The following is a 22052-nucleotide window of genomic DNA, read 5'->3' as shown; positions in this document are numbered from 1 at the left end:
GCGGGTACGCGGACAGCGCGCGGCGGACGGCGTCCCGCGGACGCCTCCACTCGCTACGGACACCGGCGACTCCCGACGGCGGTGTCCACCGTCGATGCCCTCGCGCCGGGGCCTGACCTGGCTCTGCCGCCCATTCTGATCAGCACACCTCGATGCGTCAACCGCCCCCACCAGGACCATGCTTTCCCACCCCCCGCCCACCCCCCGACCCCACCCCCGGGCGCACTTTCCCGGAAAGCGGGCCTATCCGTCGCGGAATGAGCCCGCTTTCTCTGTATGTGCGTCTTGGGGGGTGTGTGGGGTGGGGGCAGATGCGCGGGAGCCCCGGTCCCGTCGAGGGACCGGGGCTCCCGGAGCGTTACGGCGTCAGCCGGCCTGCTCGGCGAGCTGGAGGAACTGCCGCTTGGAGGCGAGCGCCTGCTCGGCCTCCTTGATCCGGCGGGCGTCCCCGGCGGCCTGCGCCCGGGCCAGCCGCTCCTCGGCCTCGGCCACCTGCGCCCGCATCTGGGCGAGCAGCGGGTTGTCCTCCTTGGTGGTCCGCCGCCAGGCCGAGTCCATGATTTCGCGGACCTTGTCGTCCACGGCCCGCAGCCGCCGCTCCAGCCCGGCGGCGGCCTCCCGCGGCACCCGGCCGGCCTCGTGCCACTGCGCCTGGATCTCCCGCAGCTTGGCCTGCGCGCCCTTCGGGTCGGCGTCGACGTCCAGCGCCTCGGCCTCGGCGATCAGGGCCTGCTTGCGCTCCAGGTTGGCCCGCTGCTCGTTGTCGCGGGCCGAGAAGACCTCGCTACGCCGGCTGAAGAAGGCGTCCTGGGCGGCCCGGAACCGTTCCCAGAGCTTCTGCTCGGCCTCCTTGGAGGCGCGCGGCGCGGCCTTCCACTGGTTCATCAGCTCCTTGAGCTGGTTGGCGGTGGCCGCCCAGTCGGTGGAGTCCTTCAGCTTCTCCGCCTCGGCGACCAGCTCCTCCTTGACCGTCTGCGCCTGCTTGCGCTGCTGGTCCAGGGTGGCGAAGTGGGCGCCCCGGCGGCGGGTGAACCCGTCCCGGGCGGCCGCGAACCGCTTCCACAGCTCACCGTCGGCCTTCTTGTCGACCCCGCGGATGGTCTTCCACTCGTCGAGGATCTCCTTGAGCCGGTCGCCAGCGGTCTTCCAGCCGGTCGACTCGGCGGCCAGCTTCTCCGCCTCCTCGACCAGCGCGGTCTTGCGGGCGAGCGCCTCGCCGCGGGCGGCGTCCCGGGCGGCCTTGGCCTCGCCGGCCTTCTCCTCGGCGACGGCGGCGAGCTTGTCCAGCCGTGCGGCGAGGGCGTCGATGTCGCCGACGACGTGCGCCTCGGCCAGCGAGGCGCGGATCCGGCGGATCGTGGTCAGGGAGTGGCCGGCGTCCGCCGCGCCCGAGTTGAGCCGGGCCTCGGTCAGGTCCACCTCGGTCACCAGGTCGGCGAAGCGTCGGGCGAAGTGGGCCAGCCCCTCCTCGGGGGCACCCGCCTGCCAGGATCCGACCACCCGCTCGCCCTCGGCGGTCTTGACGTACACGGTGCCGTCCGCGTCCACCCGTCCGAAGGCAGTCCAGTCGCTCATGTGCCCATCCTCGTTCTCCCGGCGTCGACGGGGCGGACCCCGCGAACGCCGCCACGGCGCAGCCAAGTTACTCCCGGCATTGTCACAGGTCCGCCCCCGTGAGTGTGAAGCGCCTGTCGTCGACCGTGACCATACGGTGTCCTACCGCTGCAATGACCGGATCGGCGCGGGGACGCACCGGCGCGTCCGGCTACCGTGAACCCGTGCCTCTGGTCGCCGCCGCCGTCTGCCCCCACCCGCCCCTGATCGTGCCCGAGCTGGCCGGCGCCGCCGCCGCTGAGCTGGACGACCTCCGCGCCGCCTGTGACGACGCCGTCACCGGGCTGCTCGCCGCCGCGCCGGACGTGGTCCTGCTGGTCGGCGACGGGCCGCGGACCACCACGTTCGACGCGGCGGACTTCGGCTCGCTGCGGGCGTACGGGTTGGACCGGCGCGTCCCGCTCTGGAAGACCAACTGCGCCGGTGGCGAGCGGCTGCCGCTGAGCCTGACCGTCGGCGCCTGGCTGATCGGCCGGTCGGGAACCTCGCTGCCCCGGCTGGCCCGGTCGGTGGCGACCGACCTGTCGCCAGCGGACTGCGCCGAGCTGGGGGCGGCACTCGCCGGCGAGCCCGATCGCCGGGTCGCGCTGCTGGTGCTCGGGGACGGGTCGGCGTGCCGGGGCCGGCAGGCGCCCGGCTACGACGACCCGCGCGCCGAGGCGTACGACGACGGGGTCGCCCGGGCCCTGGCCGACGCGGACGCCGACGCCCTGCTCGGCCTGGACCCGGTGCTGTCGGCAGAGCTGCGGGTGGCCGGGCGGGCGCCCTGGCAGGTGCTGGCCGGCGCGGTCCGCGCGGCCGGCGGCGACTGGCGGGGCGGGGTGCGCCACTACTCGGCGCCCTACGGCGTTGCCTACGTCGTGGCGTCCTGGGAGCCGGCGTGACCGGCACGGTGGTGGCGGTGGTCGGTCCGACCGCCGCCGGCAAGTCCGCGCTGAGCATCGCCCTGGCGCACGCGCTCGACGGTGAGGTGGTCAACGCCGACTCGATGCAGCTCTACCGGGGCATGGACATCGGCACGGCCAAGCTGACCCCGGCCGAGCGGGAGGGCGTGCCGCACCACCTGCTGGACATCTGGGACGTCACCGAGCCGGCCAGCGTCGCGGAGTACCAGCGGCTGGCCCGCGCGGCGGTCGACGACATCCTGGCCCGGGGCCGGGTGCCGCTGCTGGTCGGCGGCTCCGGGCTGTACGTGCGGGCGGTGCTGGAGCAGTTCGAGTTCCCCGGCACCGACCCGGCGGTGCGGCAGCGGCTGGAGGCGGAGCTAGCGGCGGTGGGGCCGGCCCCGCTGCACGCCCGGCTGGCGGAGGCCGACCCGGCCGCCGCGGCCGGCATCCTGCCCGGCAACGGCCGGCGGATCGTCCGGGCCCTCGAAGTGATCGAGCTGACCGGGGCGCCGTTCACCGCCTCGCTGCCCGAACCGACCCCGTACTACCCGTCGGTGCAGCTCGGCGTCGACCTGGACACCGCGCTGCTGGACGAGCGGATCGCGCTGCGGGTGGACCGGATGTGGGCCGACGGGCTGGTCGCCGAGACCCGTGAGCTGGTCGGTCACGGCCTGCCCGAGGGGCGGACGGCCAGCCGGGCGCTCGGCTACCAGCAGGTGCTGCGCTTCCTGGCCGGGGAGCTGACCGAGGTCGAGGCGCACGACGAGACGGTCCGGGCCACCCGGCGCTTCGTCCGCCGGCAGCGCTCCTGGTTCCGCCGCGACCCGCGGATCCACTGGCTCGACTCGGCCTCGCCGGCGTTTGTCGACACTGCGCTGCGGATGGTCGGCGAGCATCGGGGATGATGGGGGCGTGGAGTTCACCAAGGGCCACGGCACCGGCAACGACTTCGTCATCCTGCCCGACCCGGACGGGGCGCTCGACCTGACGCCCGGGCTGGTCGCCGCGATCTGCGACCGGCGGCGCGGCGTCGGCGGCGACGGCGTGCTGCGGGTGGTGCGGGCGGCGAAGCATCCGGAGGGCGCCGCCCTGGCGGACGAGGCCGAGTGGTTCATGGACTACTGGAACTCCGACGGGTCGTTCGCGGAGATGTGCGGCAACGGCGCCCGGGTCTTCGTCCGCTACCTGCTGGAGAACGGGCTGGCCACCCCCGCCGGCGTGGCGCTGCCGGTGGCCACCCGGGCCGGCGTCGTGCGCGCGCGGGTCGAGACCGACGCCATCGCCGTCGAGATGCGCCGCCCCCGGGTGTACGACGCCTCGACCGCCACCCTGGGCGGGCTGACCCTGCCCGGCGCGGCGGTTGACGTCGGCAACCCGCACCTGGTCTGCGCGCTGCCGGCCGGGCTGGAACTGGCCACCCTCGACCTGACCCACGCGCCCGAGTACGACGCCGGGGTCTTCCCGGCCGGCGTGAACGTCGAGTTCATCACCTCGGGGGAGCCGGTCGCCGGCACCGACGGGCACGTGCTGATGCGGGTCTACGAGCGGGGCTCGGCCGAGACGCTCTCCTGCGGCACCGGCGCCTGCGCGGTGGCCGCGGTGGCCCTGCGCGACGCCGCCCGGGACACCGGCACGGTCGCGGTGGACGTCCCCGGCGGCCGCCTGACGGTCACCGTCACCGACGACTCCTGCTGGCTGGCCGGCCCGGCCGTCCTGGTGGCCACCGGCACCGTCACCCCCGCCACCCTGCTCCCCTGAGGCACCCGCCGACCCGCCAGGACGTGGCGCTGAGCCGACTCGTCCGTCCGGGGTCAGCGGGCGTACCCGCAGGCGGGCGTCAGGGGGTCGCGGAGGCGTTGGCGGCGATCTCGGGGAGGTCGGCCGGGCCCGAGTCGGCGGCCGGTCGCGGCGCGGTGGCCGGGTTCTGGGCGGCGGCGCGGACGGCGGCGGCGACCGCCGGGGCGACCCGGGAGTCGAAGACGCTGGGCACGATCACCGTCGGGTTGATCTTTTCCTCGCCGACCACGTCCGCGATGGCCCGGGCCGCGGCGAGCGCCATCTCCTCGGTGAACTCCTCGGCGTGCGCGTCGAGCATGCCCCGGAAGACGCCCGGGAAGGCGAGCACGTTGTTGATCTGGTTCGGCTGGTCCGAGCGGCCGGTGGCCACGACCGCGGCGTGCTTGCGCGCCTCCCGCGGGTCGACCTCCGGGTCCGGGTTGGCCAGCGCGAAGACGATCGAGTCCTTCGCCATGGTGGCGATGTCGTCGCCGGTGAGCAGGTTGGGCGCGCTCACCCCGATGAAGACGTCCGCGCCGCGGACCGCCCCGGGCAGGTCGCCGGCGTAGTTCTCCTTGTTGGTGTTCTCCGCCAGCCACTGCCAGGCCGGATTGAGCCCGGTCAGGCCGCGGTGCAGGGCACCCTGCCGGTCGTACGCGATGATGTCGCCCACGCCCTGGCGCAGCAGCAGCTTCATGATCGCGGTGCCGGCCGCGCCGGCTCCGGAGACGACCACCCGGACGTCCGGGAGCTGCTTGCCCACCACGCGCAGCGCGTTGGTCAGCGCGGCCAGCACGCAGATCGCGGTGCCGTGCTGGTCGTCGTGGAAGACCGGGATGTCCAGCGCCTCGCGCAGCCGGGCCTCGATCTCGAAGCAGCGCGGCGCGGCGATGTCCTCCAGGTTGATCCCGCCGTACGCGGGGGCGATCGCCTTGACGATCTGCACGATCTCGTCGGTGTCCTGGGTGTCCAGGACCACCGGCCAGGCGTCCACCCCGCCGAAGCGCTTGAACAGCGCCGCCTTGCCCTCCATCACCGGCAGCGAGGCGGCCGGCCCGAGGTTGCCCAGGCCGAGCACGGCCGAGCCGTCGCTGACCACCGCGACGGTGTTGCGCTTGATGGTCAGCCGGCGGGCGTCCGCCGGGTTCTCGGCGATCGCCATGCAGACCCGGGCCACCCCTGGGGTGTACGCGCGGGACAGCTCGTCGCGGGTGCGCAGCGCCACCTTCGGGCTGACCTCGATCTTGCCGCCGAGGTGCAGCAGGAACGTCCGGTCGGAGACCTTGCGCACGTCCACGCCGTCCAGCGCGGTCAGCGCGTCGACCACCTGGTCGGCGTGGCTGGCGTCGGCGGTGTCGCAGGTGAGGTCGACGATGACGCTGGTCGGGTCGGAGTCGACCACGTCGAGGGCGGTGACGATCGCGCCGGCCTCACCGACCGCGGTGGTCAGCCGGCCGATCGAAGAGGCGTCCGCGGGCACCGCGATCCGGATCGTGATCGAAAATCCGGCACTCGGTAGTCGGGTGATTGCCACGGGGTCCCTCCGTCGACGCTGAGCGGCTCGCCAGGCATTTCTACCCGCCTGCCGAGGTCGCCCGGCATCCGCCCCCGACTTTTGCCACCTCAGGGGCGGGCATATAGCAGGTGCGTCCGGCGTTGCCACATGTCAGGATTACTTTCCTTAGCGGCAAAAAACGGACAGGAGATCGGTTTGCGGAACCAGGAGAGCTTCGTGCCCTTCGAGGACGAGGAGCTCGATGTCACCACCGGCGAGATGGAACTGTCGGAGCGTCAGTCGCTGCGGCGCGTCCCCGGCCTCAGCACCGAACTCACCGACATCACCGAGGTCGAGTACCGGCAGCTGCGCCTGGAGCGGGTGGTCCTGGTGGGCGTCTGGACCGAGGGCACGCAGAACGACGCGGAGAACTCGCTGACCGAGCTGGCGGCGCTGGCCGAGACGGCCGGCTCGCAGGTGCTCGAGGGGCTGATCCAGCGGCGCACCCGCCCGGACCCGGCGACGTACATCGGCCGGGGCAAGGTCGACGACCTGGGCGCGATGGTTCTCGCCACCGGCGCCGACACCGTCATCTGCGACGGTGAGCTGTCGCCGTCCCAGCTGCGCAACCTGGAGCAGCGCACCAAGGTCAAGGTCGTCGACCGGACCGCGCTGATCCTCGACATCTTCGCCCAGCACGCCAAGAGCAAGGAGGGCAAGGCGCAGGTCGAGCTGGCCCAGCTCGAATACCTGCTGCCGCGCCTGCGCGGTTGGGGTGAGACGCTGTCCCGGCAGACCGGTGGTTCCGGTCGCGGTGGCGGCGCCGGCGGCGGCGTGGGTCTGCGTGGTCCCGGTGAGACCAAGCTGGAGACCGACCGGCGCCGGATCCGCACCCGCATCTCCCGGCTGCGCCGCGAGATCAAGGGCATGAAGACGGTACGCCAGACCAAGCGCGCCCGGCGCTCCCGTAACGCCGTGCCCGCGGTCGCCATCGCCGGCTACACCAACGCCGGTAAGTCGAGCCTGCTCAACCGGCTGACCGGCGCGGGCGTGCTGGTCGAGAACGCGCTCTTCGCCACCCTCGACCCGACCACCCGCAAGGCCACCACCTCCGACGGCCGGCTCTACACCCTCTCCGACACGGTCGGCTTCGTCCGGCACCTGCCGCACCAGATCGTCGAGGCGTTCCGCTCGACCCTCGAGGAGGTCGCCGAGGCGGACCTGGTGGTGCACGTCGTCGACGGTGCCCACCCGGACCCGGAGGAGCAGGTCCGGGCGGTCCGCGAGGTGCTCTCCGAGGTCGGCGCCGACCGGCTGCCCGAGCTGCTGGTGGTCAACAAGACCGACGCGGCCGACGAGGACACCCTGCTGCGGCTCAAGCGGCTCTGGCCGGACGCGATCTTCGTCTCCGCGCACAGCGGGCGCGGCATCGACGGGCTGCGACAGGCCGTCGAGGAGCGGCTGCCCCGCCCGGCGGTGGAGGTCCGCGCGGTGCTCCCGTACGACCGGGGTGACCTGGTGGCCCGGCTGCACCGGCAGGGCGAGGTGCTGAGCACCTCCCACCTGCCCGAGGGCACCCTGCTGCACGTGCGCGTCGGTACGGCGCTCGCCGCCGAGCTGGCGCCGTACGCCGCGGTGGAGGCGGTCGCCGGGGCGCGGTAGCGCTCCCGGCGTGACACGCCCGTTCACCGCGGCATGCGACACTGGCGCAATGCGCCGCGCTGTTTCCTCGGTCACGGTTGCCCTCGGTCTGCTGGGGGCCACCGTGGCGTCCACCGGTGTCGCCCTGGCGGCACCGGCGACCTCCGCTCCCGCTCCCAAGAAGCGCTGCACCGTGACCGACGAGCGGCTGCGCGAGATGTCCGGGCTGGTGGCCACCAGGAGCGGCTACATCGTGGTCAACGACAGCTCTTTGCAGGAGAGCCGCAAGCGGGTCTTCTACCTCGACACGAAGTGCCGGATCTCGAAGGAGCCGGTCCGCTACACCGGGGCCGGCCCCTTCGACACCGAGGACCTGGCCGTCTCGCCGGACGGCAAGACGCTCTGGATCGCCGACATCGGCGACAACCCGGGTAAGGACCGGCGCAGCCGGATCGCGGTGTGGACCATGCCGATCGGCGGGGGCAAGGAGCCGGTGCTGCACCGGCTGTCGTACCCGGAGGGGAAGCCGCACGACGCCGAGGCCCTGCTCGTCGGCGCCGACAACCTGCCCCTGGTGATCACCAAGGTGCCCAGCGGCAAGGCCGGGATCTACACGCCGACCGGAAAGCTGCGCAACGGCGACACCGAGCCGGTGCCGATGAAGAAGGTCGGCGAGATCGCGCTGCCGGAAACCACCACCGACAACCCGATGAACATCTTCGGCCGGGTGTCGATCACCGGGGCGGCGCGCTCGCCCGACGGCTCGAAGGTGGTGCTGCGCACCTACGCGGACGCCTTCGAGTACGACGTGACGGGCGACGACATCGTGGCGGCGCTGACCACCGGCAAGCCGCTGGTGACCCCGCTGGCCGACCCGTTCGGGGAGGCGATCTCCTACACCCCGGACGGGAAGACGTTCCTGACCGTCTCGGATGCCGGCACGCTCAGCCCCGACGACCAGATCGACATCCTCGCGTACACCCCGTCGACGACGGGGGCCGAGGCGCTCGCCCGTGCCGACGGCCTCCAGAAGCCGGTGGCCGAGAAGTCCTGGTACGACTCGCTCAGCCTGGACCAGATCACGTACCTGATCGGCGCGATCGGCGTGCTCGGCGCGCTGCTGGTCGGCGCGGGCATCGTCGGCATCCTGCGGTCCCGGCGCCGGCCCGCCCCGGCCGACGACAGCCGGGACGGCGACGACCCGTTCTCCTCCGGGGCGATCGACCGCGGCCCCGACGAGGGCTTCGGCCCCGGCGACCGGGACGGTCCGCGCGGTGGGGTCTACGGCGGCGCTCCCGCCGCCGGCGTCTACGGCGGCCCCGCGCCGGCCGGTGGCGCCCCGGGCCGCGCGCCCGGGGGCGGCGGCGTCTACGGCGGCGGCCACCCAGGTGGCCGTCCCGACGGGCCCGGGGTGCCGGCCGGCGGGCGTCCGGCCGGGCCGGGCGGGGGCCGTCCGGGTGGCGGTGTCTACGGCGGCGGTCGGCCGGCGGGCGGCGGTGTCTACGGTGGCGCCCCGGCGGGCGCTCCCCAGGGCGGGGGCGGCCCGCGTGGCGGTGGCCCGGGTGGCCCGCCCGGCGGCGCGCCGAACGGCGGTGGACCGCGCGGCGGCGGCGACCCACGAGGTGGCGGCGTCTACGGCGGTGGCGGACGCGCGGAACCTCCGCGTCGGCACCCCCGGGACCCGCGCTCCGGCCCGCGCCACGACGACGGGTACGACGACCGGCGGGGCGGCCAGTACGGGTACGGACAGCCGCCCGGCCGGGGTGAACGGTACTGAGACGAGCAGCACCGCGCTGACGTGACCGGCCGGGCACGCCGGCAGGTGGCCGGACGCGACGACGGGTGGCAGCCCCTGGGGGCGGCCACCCGTCGGGTGCGTGTGGGGTCAGATCCGGCGCAGCACCGCGACGACCCGGCCCATGATGGTGGCGTCGTCGCCGGGAATCGGGTCGAAGGCCGGGTTCTGCGGCATCAGCCAGACGTGCCCGTCCCGCCGCCGGTAGGTCTTGACGGTCGCCTCGCCGTCGAGCATGGCGGCCACGATCTCACCGGAGTCGGCGGTCGGCTGCTGCCGGACCACCACCCAGTCGCCGTCGCAGATCGCCGCGTCGAGCATCGAGTCGCCCTTGACCTGGAGCATGAAGACCTCGCCCTCGCCGACCAGCTCGCGCGGGAGGGGGAAGATGTCCTCCACCGCCTGCTCGGCCAGGATCGGCCCACCGGCGGCGATCCGGCCCAGCATCGGCACGTACGCCGGGGTGGGCCGCTGGGAGCGGCTCAGCTCGTCGTCGACGGCGTCGCTGGGGGCCCGGACGTCCACCGCGCGCGGCCGGTTGGGGTCGCGGCGCAGGAAGCCCTTCTTCTCCAGCTCCTTGAGCTGGTAGGCGACGCTCGACGGGGAGACCAGCCCGACCGCCTCGCCGATCTCGCGCACGCTCGGCGGGTAGCCCTGCCGCTCGACCCAGCTGCGGATGAACTCCAGGATCCGGCGCTGCCGGGCGGTGAGGTCGACCGTGGCCGGGTCGGGGAAGCTGCTGACCACCGGGGTGACCGCGCGCACGGCCGGCTGCCCCGTCCGACTGCGGGCGGGGCGGGGGCGCCGAGTGGCCGGCGGACCCGCCTCGGCGATCTGCTGCGGGTTCTTCGGCCGGCTGGCCCGGTCCTCGGTCACGTCCGTCCTCCCTGGTCGGCGCTGGGTGCCTTGGCGGCTCGTGGTGCGTGCGGGGTGTTGCGGGGCCGGGCCCGACGTCCTGCGACGCGCCCGGTTGTTCATGACCGTATAGGTGGGATCGGTCATTTTCAAACATCTGTACGACCTGCCGTCGGCGTGTCGGCACGGTAATGCTGGAAACTCGAACGCGCGTTCTGATAAATGGTACGCCGTCGTCGAACTCCTGTTCGACTCGCCAGGTGCTTTCGCGATGCCCGTCCGTTTCCCGTGTCCCACCCGGACGGGCGGTAACCTCCCGCGTGCCGTGCCGTTGGGGATGTCGGCGGGCGGCGCGCAGATGGTTTTTCAGGTGACGCGCCGGACACGCCGCCAACTTGACCACTGCTCGTCGGCGGCATACGGTCGACCCCTAGATGTAGTAGTCACACGGGCGTAAGTTGCCTACAGGTTGGGTTCGACTACCGACCGCACTCCCGTACCGTCGACGACGGCGACGGCCACCGACGGTGGTCCCGCCGGGCCGACGCGTGCCCGGAGACGGTCGGCGGGCGCCCACGGTCGATCAAGGAGGTCAGGCTATGCGGTGTCCGTACTGCCGACACGCCGACTCCCGAGTGGTCGACTCGCGGGAGGCCGACGACGGGCAGCTCATCCGTCGTCGCCGCTCCTGCCCGGAGTGCGGCAAGCGGTTCACCACGGTCGAGGAGGCCGTGCTCGCGGTGGTCAAGCGCAGCGGGGTGACCGAGCCGTTCAGCCGGACGAAGATCATCGGCGGGGTGCGCAAGGCGTGCCAGGGCCGGCCGGTCGACGAGGACTCGATCGCGCTGCTGGCGCAGAAGGTCGAGGAGACCGTGCGGGCGAAGGGGGCCGCCGAGATCCCGAGCCACGAGGTGGGGTTGGCGATCCTGGGCCCGCTGCGGGACCTGGACGAGGTGGCCTACCTCCGCTTCGCCAGCGTCTACCGGTCCTTCGACTCGCTCGCCGACTTCGAGCGTGAGATCGAGACGCTGCGGGCCGCCGCGCGCGCCCGCGCCGACGCGGTCGAGGCCGCCGGCCGGACCAGTTGATTTTCGAGTTTCTGACAGATGAACGACGCGCGGTGGGTGACCGCGCAGACGAGGGGGCGGATGAGATGGCGGGGGACGGCGTGACAGCCAGCCGGTCGCGGGCAGCGAAGAACGGCGCGGTGACCGGGCTCAAGGTGCAGCGGGTCTGGACGACCGAGGGCGTGCACCCCTACGACGAGGTGGCGTGGGAGCGCCGCGACGTCGTGATGACGAACTGGCGGGACGGCTCGATCAACTTCGAGCAGCGCGGGGTGGAGTTCCCCGAGTCCTGGAGCGTCAACGCGGCCAACATCGTGACCACCAAGTACTTCCGGGGCGCGGTGGGGACCCCGGAGCGCGAGTGGTCGCTCAAGCAGCTGATCGACCGGGTGGTCACCACGTACCGCAAGGCCGGTGAGGAGCACGGCTACTTCGCCACCGCGGCGGACGCCGAGGTCTTCGCGCACGAGCTGACCTGGATGCTGCTGCACCAGGTGTTCAGCTTCAACTCCCCGGTCTGGTTCAACGTCGGCACCCCGTCGCCGCAGCAGGTCAGCGCCTGCTTCATCCTCGCGGTCGACGACTCGATGGACTCCATCCTGGACTGGTACAAGGAGGAGGGGCTGATCTTCAAGGGCGGCTCCGGCTCCGGCGTCAACCTGTCCCGGATCCGTTCCTCCCGCGAGCTGCTCTCCTCCGGCGGCACCGCCTCCGGCCCGGTCAGCTTCATGCGCGGCGCCGACGCCTCCGCCGGGACCATCAAGTCCGGCGGCGCCACCCGGCGCGCGGCCAAGATGGTCATCCTCGACGTGGACCACCCGGACATCGAGGAGTTCGTGGTCACCAAGGCGCGCGAGGAGGACAAGATCCGCGCGCTGCGGGACGCCGGCTTCGACATGGACCTGGGCGGCGCCGACATCGTCAGCGTGCAGTACCAGAACGCCAACAACTCGGTCCGGGTCTCCGACGAGTTCATGACCGCGGTGGAGAACGGCGGCGGCTTCGACCTGCGCGGCCGGCTCGACGGGCAGACCATCGAGACGATCGACGCCAAGAAGTTGTTCCGCACCATCTCCCAGGCCGCCTGGGAGTGCGCCGACCCCGGCCTGCAGTACGACGACACCATCAACGACTGGCACACCTGCCCGGAGACCGGGCGGATCACCGCGTCGAACCCGTGCTCGGAGTACCTGCACCTGGACAACTCCTCGTGCAACCTGGCCTCGCTCAACCTGATGAAGTTCCTCCGCGCCGACGGCGGCTTCGAGGTGGAGAAGTTCGTCCGGTCGGTCGAGTTCGTCATCACCGCGATGGACATCTCGATCTGCTTCGCCGACTTCCCGACCGAGAAGATCGGCGAGACCACCCGCGCCTACCGGCAGCTCGGCATCGGCTACGCCAACCTGGGCGCGCTGCTGATGGCGTCGGGCCTGCCGTACGACTCGGAGCAGGGCCGCTCGGTCGCCGCGGCGATCACCTCGCTGATGACCGGCACCGCGTACCGCCGCTCGGCCGAGCTGGCCGGCATCGTCGGCCCGTACGAGGGCTACGCCCGCAACGCCGAGCCGCACAAGCGGGTCATGCGCAAGCACGCCGCGGCCAACGACGCGATCAAGCCGGCCGGCACGGTCGCCACCGCGATCCAGCGGGAGGCCACCAAGCAGTGGACCGAGGGCAACAAGGTCGGCGACAAGTTCGGCTGGCGCAACTCGCAGGCCAGCGTGCTCGCCCCGACCGGCACCATCGGCCTGATGATGGACTGCGACACCACCGGCGTCGAGCCGGACCTGGCGCTGGTCAAGTTCAAGAAGCTGGTCGGCGGCGGCTCCATGCAGATCGTCAACCAGACCGTGCCGCGCGCCCTGCGCAGCCTCGGGTACCCCGAGGAGCAGGTCGAGGCGATCGTCGAGCACATCGCCGACCACGGCCACGTGGTGGACGCCCCCGGCCTCAAGCCGGAGCACTACCCGGTCTTCGACTGCGCGATGGGCGAGCGCTCCATCGCCCCGATGGGACACGTGCGGATGATGGCGGCGGTCCAGCCGTTCATCTCCGGCGCCATCTCCAAGACGGTCAACATGCCGGAGCAGGCCACCGTCGAGGACGTCGAGAAGATCTACTTCGAGGGCTGGAAGCTCGGCCTCAAGGCCCTGGCGATCTACCGGGACAACTGCAAGGTCGGCCAGCCGCTGTCGGTGGCCAAGCCGAACAAGGCCGTCGAGTCGGCCCCGGCCGCCGTCGAGACCGCCGCCCCGGCGGTCGAGAAGGTCGTCGAGTACCGGCCGGTGCGCAAGCGGCTGCCGAAGAAGCGCCCGTCGGAGACGGTCAGCTTCTCCGTCGGCGGGGCCGAGGGCTACCTCACCGCGTCGTCCTACCCGGACGACGGCCTCGGCGAGGTCTTCCTCAAGATGTCCAAGCAGGGCTCGACCCTGGCCGGCGTGATGGACGCCTTCTCGGTGGCCATCTCGATCGGCCTCCAGTACGGCGTGCCGCTGGAGACGTTCGTCAGCAAGTTCACCAACATGCGCTTCGAGCCGGCCGGCATGACCGACGACCCGGACGTGCGGATGGCCGCCTCGGTGATGGACTACATCTTCCGTCGCCTGGCCCTGGACTTCCTGCCGTACGAGCGCCGCGCGGAGCTGGGCATCTTCACCGCCCAGGAGCGGGCCGCCCAGCTGCGGGCCGAGGCCGAGGCGGAGAGCGCCGGCACCGACCTCACCGCCATGGCGTCCTCCGCGCCGGTGGAGTCGCCAGAGACGAAGACCGGTCCGGTCGCCCAGCCGGCCCAGGAGGTCGCCGACGTCGCCGCCGCCAAGCCGGCGCCGGCGGTGGGCTCCTCCACCGAGCTGCTGGAGGCGGTGATCGGCAAGGCGGCCGACGCGCCGCTCTGCTTCACCTGCGGCACGAAGATGCGCCCCGCCGGTAGCTGCTACGTCTGCGAGGGCTGCGGCTCCACCAGCGGCTGCAGCTGACCTGACCCGGTGGGCGGCAGGTCGGTCGACCTGTCGCCGGCCCGACCATCGGAATGTCCCCCGCACCGCTACGGTGCGGGGGACATTCCGCATGGTGCGGGGCCCGTCGGCGGCCACCCACTGGCGGACGTCGCCACGGTGGAACGCGTCCGGGATCACTGCGATGATCGGAACATGACCACCGCCGCGAGCTACGCCGAGTTCGCCGCGCGTGAGACGCGCGGGGTGTCGCCCGGGTACGAGCGCCTGGCCCTCGCCGTCTCGCGCGACGAGGAACTGCTCGCCCTGCTCGGCACGCTGCCGCCGGGCAAGCGGCAGCCGAATCTGCTGTTCGGCGTCGTGCGGTGGCTCGGCGGGCCGGTCGCCGACCCGGCCGCGTTCCGCGACTTCACGGTGGCGAACTGGTCGGCGGTCGAGGCGGAGCTGCGCACCCGGGCCACTCAGACGAACGAGCCGGGGCGGTGTGCCGTGCTGCTGCCGGTGCTCGCCGCGTTGCCGCAGCCGCTCGCGCTGCTGGAGGTCGGCGCCTCTGCCGGGCTCTGTCTCTACCCCGACCGGTACGCCTACCGCTACGGCGAGCACCTGCTCGGCGCGGGCGAACCGGTCTGCGAGTGCGCGGCCACCGGAATGGCGCCGCCGAGCCGCCTACCGGAGGTGGTGTGGCGGGCCGGCCTGGACCTGAATCCGCTCGACGTGACCGATCCCGCCGACGTCGACTGGCTCGACGCCCTCATCTGGCCGGAGCACGAGCACCGCCGAGCCCGGCTCCGGTCGGCGGCGGCCGTCGCCGCGGCCGAGCCGCCGCTGCTGGTCCGCGGCGACCTGGTGGACGACCTGCCGGCGCTGGCAGCGTGGGCGCCGGCCGGGGCGACGCTGGTGGTGTTCCACACCTCCGTGCTCTACCAGGTGCCGGCCCCGCGGCGGCAGGCGTTCACCGAGCAGGTACGCGGGCTGCCCGGCCACTGGATCTCGAACGAGGCCCCGGAGGTGCTGGCCCACGACGGGCTGCCGGAGCCGCCGGGCGAGGCGCTGTACAACGTGCTGGCGCTCGACGGACGGCCGCTCGCCTGGACCCGCTCGCACGGACAGGCGATGACCTGGTTCGGCTGACCCGGACTCTCCGGGCCCCGCAGCGGCCGAATCCGGACGAGCGGGGCTGCCGCGTCGGTGCGGCAGCCCACGCCCCGTACGTCAGCGCTGCTTCTGCTGGCAGGGCACGCAGAAGCGGGCGTGCGGGAGCACCTCCAGGCGTTCCCGGGGGATCGGCCCGGCGCACCGCTCGCAGCTCCCGTACCGGCCCTCGGCGATGCGCCGCAGCGCCCCGGTGATCTGTTCCAGGCTCTGCCGGGTCGCGGCGAGCAGCGCGTCCCGGGTGTGGGCCTCGGCCGGATCACCGGTGTCGGCGGTGAGTTCGGTCAGCCGGGCGGTGTGCATCTCGAAGTCGGACGTCAGGGTCGACCGCAGTTCGTCGATCCAGTTCTGCCGGCCCGGCTGGGTGTGCGTGGTCATGGCGTAGCTCCTCGGAAAAAGAAAAAAGGGCCGAAGCTGTGGAAGCTTCGCCCTGGTGGCCGTTCACGTGGTGTGTACCGGTCCAGGAGGGCTACGTCCGGCGGGGCTCGGCAGTCCGGGGGCGACCGAGCCGGCGCGCGACGGCGCGACGGCGACTCGCACGACGCGGGTCGCCACGGTGACTGCAAGGGCAGGCCGGCGGACAGCAGCAGGCGCCGCCGTCGTGCTGACGGCGGTCCTCTCCTGCTGCCCGGACAGACGCATCCGGCCACCATAGGCCGGGCCGACCGGAAAGCCAACGCCTTACCTGCGCCGCCCCCGCCGATGCGCAGTAGGTCCCGCCGGTGCCGCCGGCGGGCCTGGGCGCGCCGGTCGGCGTCAGTCCCGGGCGCGCTCGTGCCGCAGCAGGACGACGCCGTTGCCGAAGGTGCGGGTCCCGGTCAGGCGCAGCGGCTGCCGGTCGCCCGACGCGGGGAAGAGCTGGCGGCCGCCGCCGAGCACGACCGGGTGGACGTAGAGCCGGTACTCGTCGACCAGGTCGTGCCGCAGGAAGGTGCTGAGCAGGTCCGCCCCGCCGAGGGCCAGGTCGCCGCCCGGCTCGGCCTTGAGCCGCCGTACCTCGTCGGGTACGACGTCCCGGACCAGGGTGGCGTTCCAGTCGACCGTGTCCAGCGTCCGGGAGTAGACGATCTTCGGCATGTCCCGCCAGATGCCGGCGAACTCCACCACCGGGGCGGTGCTGGCCGGGTCCCGGTCGGCGGTCGGCCAGAATTCGGCCATCAGCTGGTAGCTGCGACGCCCGTTGAGGAAGCCGCCCATGGTGCGCAGCTCGGCGTTGAAGTGCCGGTGCAGCTCGTCGTCGACCTGGTGCCAGTCGAGGCTGCCGCCGGGGCCCTCGAAGAACCCGTCGAGCGACACGCTCAGGTGTACGACGATCTTCCGCATCTGCCGTCCTTCCACAGTCGAACCCCCGTCGGCGTCCAGCATTCCGCAGCCCTACGACACGATCGGTCAGGTCGGCCGGTATGTCCCGGGTCCACTCCCGTCGGGCGCTCGCCGGGACCGGACAACCGGGCAGGTGACCGTGCTGGCCCCGGCGGGTGACGCGTGCCGGAGGCGGCGGACGGCTCCGTAGACTGCGCCGGTGGGTGCAGAGCGGCGACCGTTGGCGGACCGATCGTTGACCGAGCCGCACCCGTCCCGGCTGCCGCCGGAGCACCCCGACCGGGAGCGGATCCTCGCGGCCCACGCCGCCGCGCTCGCCGCCGGTGAGGCCGGCTACCTCGACCCGGCCAGCGGGCTCTTCGTGCTCAGCGCCGGCTTCCTGGCCCGCCGGGGCACCTGCTGCGGGCGCGGCTGCCGGCACTGCCCGTACGTCGACGACTGACCGCCGGCCAGGCGATATTCGGGTGCCCGCACCGGTGGCGCCGCCTAGGTTGGGTCGGCCGAGCCGCCGGTTCGGTGCCGGCCTCGTGGGCCGTCCTGCCGCTGGAAAGTGGTGACCCGTGACTCGGCATCCGGAGGCCGCCACGCTGGTGCGGCCCCGCCCCGAGCCGCTCTGGCGCAGCCGGGACTTCGCCCTGCTCTGGGGCGGTCAGACGGTCAGCGAGGTCGGCACCCGGATCTCCGGGGTGGCGGTACCGCTGCTCGCCGCCGACACCCTGCGTGCGAGCGTGTTCCAGGTCTCCCTGCTGACCTTCCTGGCGTGGCTGCCGTACCTGATCTTCTCGCTCCCCGCCGGCCTGCTCGCGGACCGGGTCGACCCGCGGCGGCTGATGGTCGCCTGCGACCTCGGCCGCGCCGCGCTGCTGCTGTCGCTGCCGGTGGTCGCCCTGGTCGGCCGCCTCACCCTGCCCTTCCTGTACGTCGTGGTCGGGCTCTCCGGCGTGCTGACGGTGCTGTTCACCGTGGCGTACAAAAGCACCGTGCCCCGGCTCGTGCCGGCGGGCCAACTCGTCGAGGGCAACTCCCGGCTCGCCGTCAGCCAGGACGGGGCCCAACTGGTCGGGCCGATGGTCGGTGGGGCGCTGACCGGGCTCGTGGGCGCGGCGCGGACCTTCCTCGGCACCGCGCTGGCCTTCGTGGTCAGCGCGGTGACGCTGCTGCTGATCCGGCAGCCGACCGCCGCCCGACCCGCCACCGGCGATCGGGTGCCGGTGCGGGTCGCCCTCACCGAGGGGCTGGGGTTCGTCCGCCGGCAGCCGATCCTGGTACGGATCCTGGCCTGCTGCACCACGTCCAACTTCTTCGCCATGGCGACCAGTTCGCTGGAGGTCACCTACCTGGTGCGGGAGCTGGGCGCCGCCCCGGCGGTGGTCGGGTTGGTCTTCTCCCTCGGCGCGGTGGGCGGGCTGGTCAGCGGCGCGTTGGCCGACCGGCTCTCCCGGTGGATCGGCTCGGCGCGGGTGATCTGGGTCGCGATGGCGGCGCCGGGGCCGCTCTACCTGCTGGTGCCGCTGGCCCGGCCCGGGTGGGGCCTGGCGCTCTACGCCGTCGGCCTCGCCGCGTTCTCCGCCAACGCGGTGCTGTTCAACGTCGCCATCCTGTCGTACCGGCAGCGCATCACCCCGCCGGAACTGCTCGGCCGGGTCAACGCCTCGTTCCTGTGGATCTGCTTCGGGGTGGTGCCGCTCGGCGCGCTCTTCGGCGGGACGCTGGGCAGCCAGTGGGGGCTGCGACCGGCGCTGGTCGTGACGACGCTGGGGATGTGGAGCGCGGCGCTCTTCGTGGTCTGCTCCCCACTGCGGCGGATGCGCGACCTGCCTCCCGCCTGAAGAGGTCGGCGTGACGTCGTGGTCGCGGACCGCGACCCTCGACGAGGGCCGGCCTCGGGCGCGCCCCGAAGGACTTTCGCGTCGGCACGGGTTGCCCGTACGGTGTCCGACGGATATCCGGCGGGCCCCCGCCGACGACCGCGGAGGTTCCCCGTGCACGCGCGGATCTGGCTCACCGCCTCAGCCGTCCTGCTGACCACCGGCTGCGGCGCCCAGCCCCGACCGGTGGCCGTGCCAGCGGTGGACCCGGTGACGGTGGAGGTGGCCGCCGCGTCATCGGGTGGCGCGTGCCGGCTGCTGGACTTCGCGGTGATCGAGGAGCACCTCGGCGTCCGGTTCGACGTGGCCGCCGCCAGCGACAAGGGCGACACCCACACCTGCGTGGTCCGCGCCGAGGGGGCCACCCTGCCCGAGCTGACGCTGACCGTCACCGACACCTCGATCGACGTCGCCACCTTCAACGCGGACGTGCTGCCCGCGGGGACGACGAAGGTGTCGAAGCTGGGCCAGGTCGCCTACCGCCGCACCCTGGGCAAGACGGCGAAGCAGGGTCCGGTCGCCGAGGTCGGCTGGCTGGCCACCGAGGACCGGTTGGCCACCCTGCAGTGGACGTGTGAGCGTGGCGCACCGAAGGCCGAGGCCGAGGAGCTGACCGGCAAGCTGGTCGCCCTGGCGAAGAAGATCAACACCCGGGCCAGGTGAGGCTCGGGGCAGGGCGCGTCAGGGAAGCGGGCCGCCCGCGCGGACCGAGGCAGTCACCCCGGAGAGCAGGCGGCCCGAGCCGTCAGTGGGCGGCGACGAAGACCCGCGAGGCGACCTCGCGGGGCAGCCGGACCCGCTCGCCCGAGCGGTCGATGAACACCCCGTCCCGCTCCTGCGCGACGGTGACCGTGGCGCCCGGGTCGACGCCGGCGGCGTGCAGCTGGCGCAGCACGTCGGCGTCGGTCTGCACGCTCTCGCAGATCCGCCGGACCACGACCGTCCCGGAGAGGCCGGGGAAGGCCAGGTTGCGCTCACCCTCGACCGTGTCGGCCTCGGGCTCCGGTGAGCCCAGCTCCTCCAGCCCCGGGATCGGGTTGCCGTACGGCGAGCGGGTGGGTCGGTTGAGCAGGTCGTAGACCCGCTTCTCCACGGCGTCGCTCATCACGTGCTCCCACCGGCAGGCCTCCTCGTGGGCCTCCTCGTAGGGCATCCCGATGACGTTGACCAGCAGCAGCTCGGCGAGGCGGTGCTTGCGCATCACGGACACGGCGCTGTTGCGACCCTGCGGGGTCAGCGTCAGGTGCCGGTCGCCCTCGACGGTGAGCAGCCCGTCGCGCTCCATCCGGGCGACGGTCTGGCTGACGGTGGGCCCGCTCTGGCGCAGCCGTTCGGCGATCCGCGCGCGCAGCGGCGGCACACCCTCCTCCTCGAGCTCGAGGATGGTGCGAAGGTACATCTCGGTCGTGTCGACCAAATCGTGTTTCACGTCAGCCCTCCGGTGCACGATGCTACCCCGCAGCCCCGACAATGGCCGGTGCCGAACCGCCAGGTCGCTGCCCGGATGGTGTTGACTGGTCGCCATGTCCGGAACTGAGGAGCCGCTGATCGAGGCCGAGCAGCTCGTCGCCGCGCTCGCCGAGCCCGACCCGCCCACCCTGCTCGACGTGCGCTGGCGGCTGACCGGGCCGCCCGGCCGCGAGGACTACGCCGCAGGTCACCTGCCCGGCGCGGTCTTCGTCGACCTGGACACCGCGCTCTGCGGGCCGCCCGGCGCCGCCGGCCGGCACCCGCTGCCCGACCCGGCCGCCCTGCAGGCCGTGCTGCGGGCCGCCGGCGTCCGCGCCGGTCACCCCGTCGTCGTGTACGACGGCGGCGACGGCATGGCCGCCGCCCGCGCCTGGTGGACCCTGCGCTGGGTCGGGCACCGACCGGTACGGCTGCTGCACGGCGGGTGGCCGGCCTGGCTCGCCGCCGGCCTGCCCATTTCCACCGAGGCGCCCGCCCCGCCCCCGGGTGACGTGACCGTCCGCCCCGGCGCGCTGCCGGTGCTGGACACCGCCGCCGCGGCGGCGCTCGCCGCCGCCGACGAAGGCGTCCTCCTCGACGTCCGGGCCGCGCCCCGCTACCGGGGCGAGACCGAGCCGATCGACCCCGTCGCCGGGCACGTGCCGGGCGCGGTGAACCTGCCCGCCCCGGAGTACGTCACCGAGGGGCGCTTCCCGGCCGCCGAGGCGCTGCGCGAGCGGTTCGCCGCCGCCGGGGTGACCGAGGGCACGCCGGTCGGGGCGTACTGCGGGTCGGGGGTGACCGCCGCCCAAGCGGTGTTCGCCCTGCACCTGGCGGGGCGACCGGACGCCGCGCTCTACGTCGGCTCGTGGAGCAACTGGGTGGCCGACCCGGACCGGCCGGTGGCCACCGGCGAGACACCACAGCGCTGAGCAGCGCGTGCGGTGGGCGGCGGGCGCTCGTGCGACGATAATCCCATGTCGGACGACACGGTGGTGGTGTGGGACGAGGCCCTGCTCGCCTACGACATGGGGGAGCACCCGCTCGACCCGGTGCGGGTCGAGCTGACCATGGCGCTGGCCCGGGAGTTGGGTGTCCTCGACCGGCCCGGGGTCCGCCTGGTCCGGCCGACGCCGGCCGACGACGCGCTGCTCACCCGGGTGCACCAGCCGGACTACCTGGACGCCGTCCGGGCCGCGCCGCGCGACCCGCTCTTCGCCGGCTACGGGCTGGGCACCTCCGACAATCCCGCCTTCGAGGGAATGCACGAGTCCAGCGCGCTGATCGCCGGGGCCAGCGTCGCCGCCGCCGAGGCGGTCTGGCGGGGTGAGGCCCGCCGCGCGGTGAACGTGGCCGGTGGGCTGCACCACGCCATGCCGGACCGGGCCGCCGGCTTCTGCGTCTACAACGACCCGGCGGTGGCCATCGCCCGCCTGCTCGACCTGGGCGCCGAGCGGATCGCGTACGTGGACGTGGACGTGCACCACGGCGACGGCGTGCAGGAGATGTTCTACCGGGACCCGCGGGTGCTCACGGTCAGCCTGCACGAGACCCCGCTGGCGCTCTTCCCCGGCACCGGTTTCCCCGACGAGACCGGCGGTCCGGGCGCGGAGGGCAGCGCGGTCAACGTGCCGCTGCCGCCCGGCATCGACGACGCCGGCTGGCAGCGCGCCTTCCACGCGATCGTGCCGTCGGTGCTGCGCGCGTTCCGGCCGCAGATCCTGGTGACCCAGTGCGGCGCGGACGGGCACCGGATGGACCCGCTGGCCGACCTGCACCTCACCGTCGACGGGCAGCGCGCCACCTACCTGGCCCTGCGGGCGCTCGCCGACGAGCTCTGCGAAGGTCGCTGGGTCGCCACCGGCGGCGGCGGGTACGCGCTGGCCGAGGTGGTGCCCCGGGCGTGGACCCACCTGCTGGCGATCGCCGGCGGCGACCCGATCGCGCCGGCCACCCTGACCCCGCCGGCCTGGCGGGAACTGGTCGCCAAGCGGCTGCCCGGCCGGGAGATCCCGCTGCGGATGACCGACGACGTCGACCCGGGGTACGAGCCGTGGCAGCCGACCGGCGAGCCGACCTCCGTGGACCGGGCGATCGCCGCCACCCGCAAGGCGGTCTTCCCGCTGCTCGGGCTCGACCCGCACGACCCGCGCGACTGAGCCGGTGGCCTGGGGAG

At 73.5% G+C, this 22052-nt stretch carries 19 protein-coding genes; 13 read left to right on the top strand and 6 right to left on the bottom strand.

Annotation, left to right across the window (positions count from 1 at the left end; all coding sequences use genetic code 11):
* Window positions 1-366: 366 nt before the first annotated feature.
* The gene (locus ACTMTB_RS09690) at window positions 367-1575 is read right to left on the bottom strand and encodes a DUF349 domain-containing protein (protein WP_441144289.1); all 1209 of its coding nucleotides are present in this window, start codon (window positions 1573-1575) and stop codon (window positions 367-369) included.
* A 152-nt stretch (window positions 1576-1727) separates the two neighbouring features.
* On the opposite strand from ACTMTB_RS09690, the gene ACTMTB_RS09685 reads away from it, so the two are divergent.
* From ACTMTB_RS09685 to dapF, 3 genes are read left to right on the top strand one after another with little or no spacing between them, the layout of a single operon-like run.
* Entirely contained in the window at window positions 1728-2498 is a 771-nt protein-coding gene (locus tag ACTMTB_RS09685) for a hypothetical protein (protein WP_441144287.1), read from the top strand.
* A complete protein-coding gene (gene miaA, locus ACTMTB_RS09680) occupies window positions 2381-3406 on the top strand; it encodes a tRNA (adenosine(37)-N6)-dimethylallyltransferase MiaA (RefSeq protein ID WP_441144980.1) in 1026 nt (341 codons plus the stop codon). The genes ACTMTB_RS09685 and miaA overlap by 118 nt, the downstream gene beginning before the upstream one ends.
* A 7-nt stretch (window positions 3407-3413) precedes the next feature.
* A complete protein-coding gene (gene dapF, locus ACTMTB_RS09675; protein ID WP_441144285.1) occupies window positions 3414-4259 on the top strand; it encodes a diaminopimelate epimerase in 846 nt (281 codons plus the stop codon).
* A gap of 79 nt (window positions 4260-4338) precedes the next feature.
* Here the strand turns inward: dapF and ACTMTB_RS09670 are convergent, their stop codons facing one another.
* Window positions 4339-5811 carry an NAD-dependent malic enzyme gene (locus ACTMTB_RS09670; RefSeq protein ID WP_441144283.1) on the bottom strand — a complete coding sequence of 491 codons (1473 nt, stop codon included), beginning with the start codon at window positions 5809-5811 and terminating at the stop codon, window positions 4339-4341.
* 177 nt (window positions 5812-5988) lie between these two features.
* Here ACTMTB_RS09670 and hflX point away from each other — a divergent pair, with 177 nt between their 5' ends.
* Window positions 5989-7434, top strand: a complete 1446-nt coding sequence (gene hflX, locus ACTMTB_RS09665) for a GTPase HflX (protein WP_441144281.1) — start codon at window positions 5989-5991, stop codon at window positions 7432-7434.
* A 49-nt stretch (window positions 7435-7483) separates the two neighbouring features.
* A complete protein-coding gene (locus ACTMTB_RS09660) occupies window positions 7484-9190 on the top strand; it encodes a hypothetical protein (protein ID WP_441144279.1) in 1707 nt (568 codons plus the stop codon).
* Between the two features lie 108 nt (window positions 9191-9298).
* Here ACTMTB_RS09660 and lexA read toward each other — a convergent pair whose 3' ends face one another.
* Window positions 9299-10084 (bottom strand): transcriptional repressor LexA, encoded by a 786-nt coding sequence (gene lexA, locus ACTMTB_RS09655; protein WP_154942833.1) that lies wholly within the window; start codon window positions 10082-10084, stop codon window positions 9299-9301.
* Window positions 10085-10662: 578 nt separating this feature from the next.
* Here lexA and nrdR point away from each other — a divergent pair.
* From nrdR to ACTMTB_RS09640, 3 genes are all read left to right on the top strand, one after another.
* Entirely contained in the window at window positions 10663-11151 is a 489-nt protein-coding gene (nrdR, locus tag ACTMTB_RS09650) for a transcriptional regulator NrdR (protein ID WP_154942834.1), read from the top strand.
* 65 nt (window positions 11152-11216) lie between these two features.
* Complete coding sequence (locus ACTMTB_RS09645) at window positions 11217-14105, top strand: vitamin B12-dependent ribonucleotide reductase (protein WP_441144978.1); 2889 nt, start codon at window positions 11217-11219, stop codon at window positions 14103-14105.
* A gap of 174 nt (window positions 14106-14279) precedes the next feature.
* Window positions 14280-15215, top strand: a complete 936-nt coding sequence (locus ACTMTB_RS09640) for a DUF2332 domain-containing protein (protein ID WP_441144276.1) — start codon at window positions 14280-14282, stop codon at window positions 15213-15215.
* A gap of 81 nt (window positions 15216-15296) precedes the next feature.
* Here ACTMTB_RS09640 and ACTMTB_RS09635 read toward each other — a convergent pair whose 3' ends face one another.
* Both ACTMTB_RS09635 and ACTMTB_RS09630 read right to left on the bottom strand, forming a co-directional pair.
* Window positions 15297-15614, bottom strand: coding sequence for a TraR/DksA family transcriptional regulator (locus tag ACTMTB_RS09635; RefSeq protein ID WP_441144274.1), 318 nt, complete (start codon window positions 15612-15614; stop codon window positions 15297-15299).
* A gap of 378 nt (window positions 15615-15992) precedes the next feature.
* Window positions 15993-16559: a dihydrofolate reductase family protein gene (locus tag ACTMTB_RS09630; protein WP_441144272.1), complete on the bottom strand. Its 567-nt coding sequence runs from the start codon at window positions 16557-16559 to the stop codon at window positions 15993-15995.
* A 199-nt stretch (window positions 16560-16758) separates the two neighbouring features.
* Here ACTMTB_RS09630 and ACTMTB_RS09625 point away from each other — a divergent pair, with 199 nt between their 5' ends.
* From ACTMTB_RS09625 to ACTMTB_RS09615, 3 genes are all read left to right on the top strand, one after another.
* Window positions 16759-17001, top strand: a complete 243-nt coding sequence (locus ACTMTB_RS09625; RefSeq protein WP_441144270.1) for a DUF5522 domain-containing protein — start codon at window positions 16759-16761, stop codon at window positions 16999-17001.
* Window positions 17002-17119: 118 nt separating this feature from the next.
* Complete coding sequence (locus tag ACTMTB_RS09620) at window positions 17120-18388, top strand: MFS transporter (RefSeq protein WP_441144268.1); 1269 nt, start codon at window positions 17120-17122, stop codon at window positions 18386-18388.
* Between the two features lie 153 nt (window positions 18389-18541).
* The gene (locus ACTMTB_RS09615) at window positions 18542-19090 is read left to right on the top strand and encodes a hypothetical protein (RefSeq protein ID WP_441144266.1); all 549 of its coding nucleotides are present in this window, start codon (window positions 18542-18544) and stop codon (window positions 19088-19090) included.
* Between the two features lie 82 nt (window positions 19091-19172).
* Here the strand turns inward: ACTMTB_RS09615 and ACTMTB_RS09610 are convergent, their stop codons facing one another.
* The gene (locus ACTMTB_RS09610) at window positions 19173-19856 is read right to left on the bottom strand and encodes a metal-dependent transcriptional regulator (RefSeq protein WP_334573640.1); all 684 of its coding nucleotides are present in this window, start codon (window positions 19854-19856) and stop codon (window positions 19173-19175) included.
* Between the two features lie 94 nt (window positions 19857-19950).
* Between ACTMTB_RS09610 and ACTMTB_RS09605 the strand changes: the two genes are divergently transcribed.
* Together ACTMTB_RS09605 and ACTMTB_RS09600 are read left to right on the top strand one after the other, a co-directional pair.
* Complete coding sequence (locus ACTMTB_RS09605; protein ID WP_441144264.1) at window positions 19951-20808, top strand: sulfurtransferase; 858 nt, start codon at window positions 19951-19953, stop codon at window positions 20806-20808.
* Between the two features lie 45 nt (window positions 20809-20853).
* On the top strand, window positions 20854-22035 hold the full coding sequence (locus tag ACTMTB_RS09600) for an acetoin utilization protein AcuC (RefSeq protein ID WP_441144262.1): 1182 nt from the start codon (window positions 20854-20856) through the stop codon (window positions 22033-22035).
* The last annotated feature ends 17 nt before the right edge of the window (window positions 22036-22052 follow it).

The organism is Micromonospora sp. L32 (assembly GCF_052068055.1).
Lineage (GTDB): Bacteria > Actinomycetota > Actinomycetes > Mycobacteriales > Micromonosporaceae > Micromonospora > Micromonospora purpureochromogenes.
Note: the sequence above shows the minus strand (reverse complement) of the source record. Positions and strands in the feature narration are given on the sequence as shown.

Excerpts from the sequence above, each read along its gene's own strand:
- ACTMTB_RS09690 (WP_441144289.1), bottom strand. The coding sequence starts at position 1,575 with ATGAGCGACTGGACTGCCTTCGGACGGGTGGACGCGGACGGCACCGTG.
- ACTMTB_RS09685 (WP_441144287.1), top strand. The coding sequence starts at position 1,728 with ATGACCGGATCGGCGCGGGGACGCACCGGCGCGTCCGGCTACCGTGAA.
- ACTMTB_RS09660 (WP_441144279.1), top strand. The coding sequence starts at position 7,484 with ATGCGCCGCGCTGTTTCCTCGGTCACGGTTGCCCTCGGTCTGCTGGGG.
- nrdR (WP_154942834.1), top strand. The coding sequence starts at position 10,663 with ATGCGGTGTCCGTACTGCCGACACGCCGACTCCCGAGTGGTCGACTCG.
- ACTMTB_RS09645 (WP_441144978.1), top strand. The coding sequence starts at position 11,217 with ATGGCGGGGGACGGCGTGACAGCCAGCCGGTCGCGGGCAGCGAAGAAC.
- ACTMTB_RS09640 (WP_441144276.1), top strand. The coding sequence starts at position 14,280 with ATGACCACCGCCGCGAGCTACGCCGAGTTCGCCGCGCGTGAGACGCGC.
- ACTMTB_RS09635 (WP_441144274.1), bottom strand. The coding sequence starts at position 15,614 with ATGACCACGCACACCCAGCCGGGCCGGCAGAACTGGATCGACGAACTG.
- ACTMTB_RS09630 (WP_441144272.1), bottom strand. The coding sequence starts at position 16,559 with ATGCGGAAGATCGTCGTACACCTGAGCGTGTCGCTCGACGGGTTCTTC.
- ACTMTB_RS09605 (WP_441144264.1), top strand. The coding sequence starts at position 19,951 with ATGTCCGGAACTGAGGAGCCGCTGATCGAGGCCGAGCAGCTCGTCGCC.
- ACTMTB_RS09600 (WP_441144262.1), top strand. The coding sequence starts at position 20,854 with ATGTCGGACGACACGGTGGTGGTGTGGGACGAGGCCCTGCTCGCCTAC.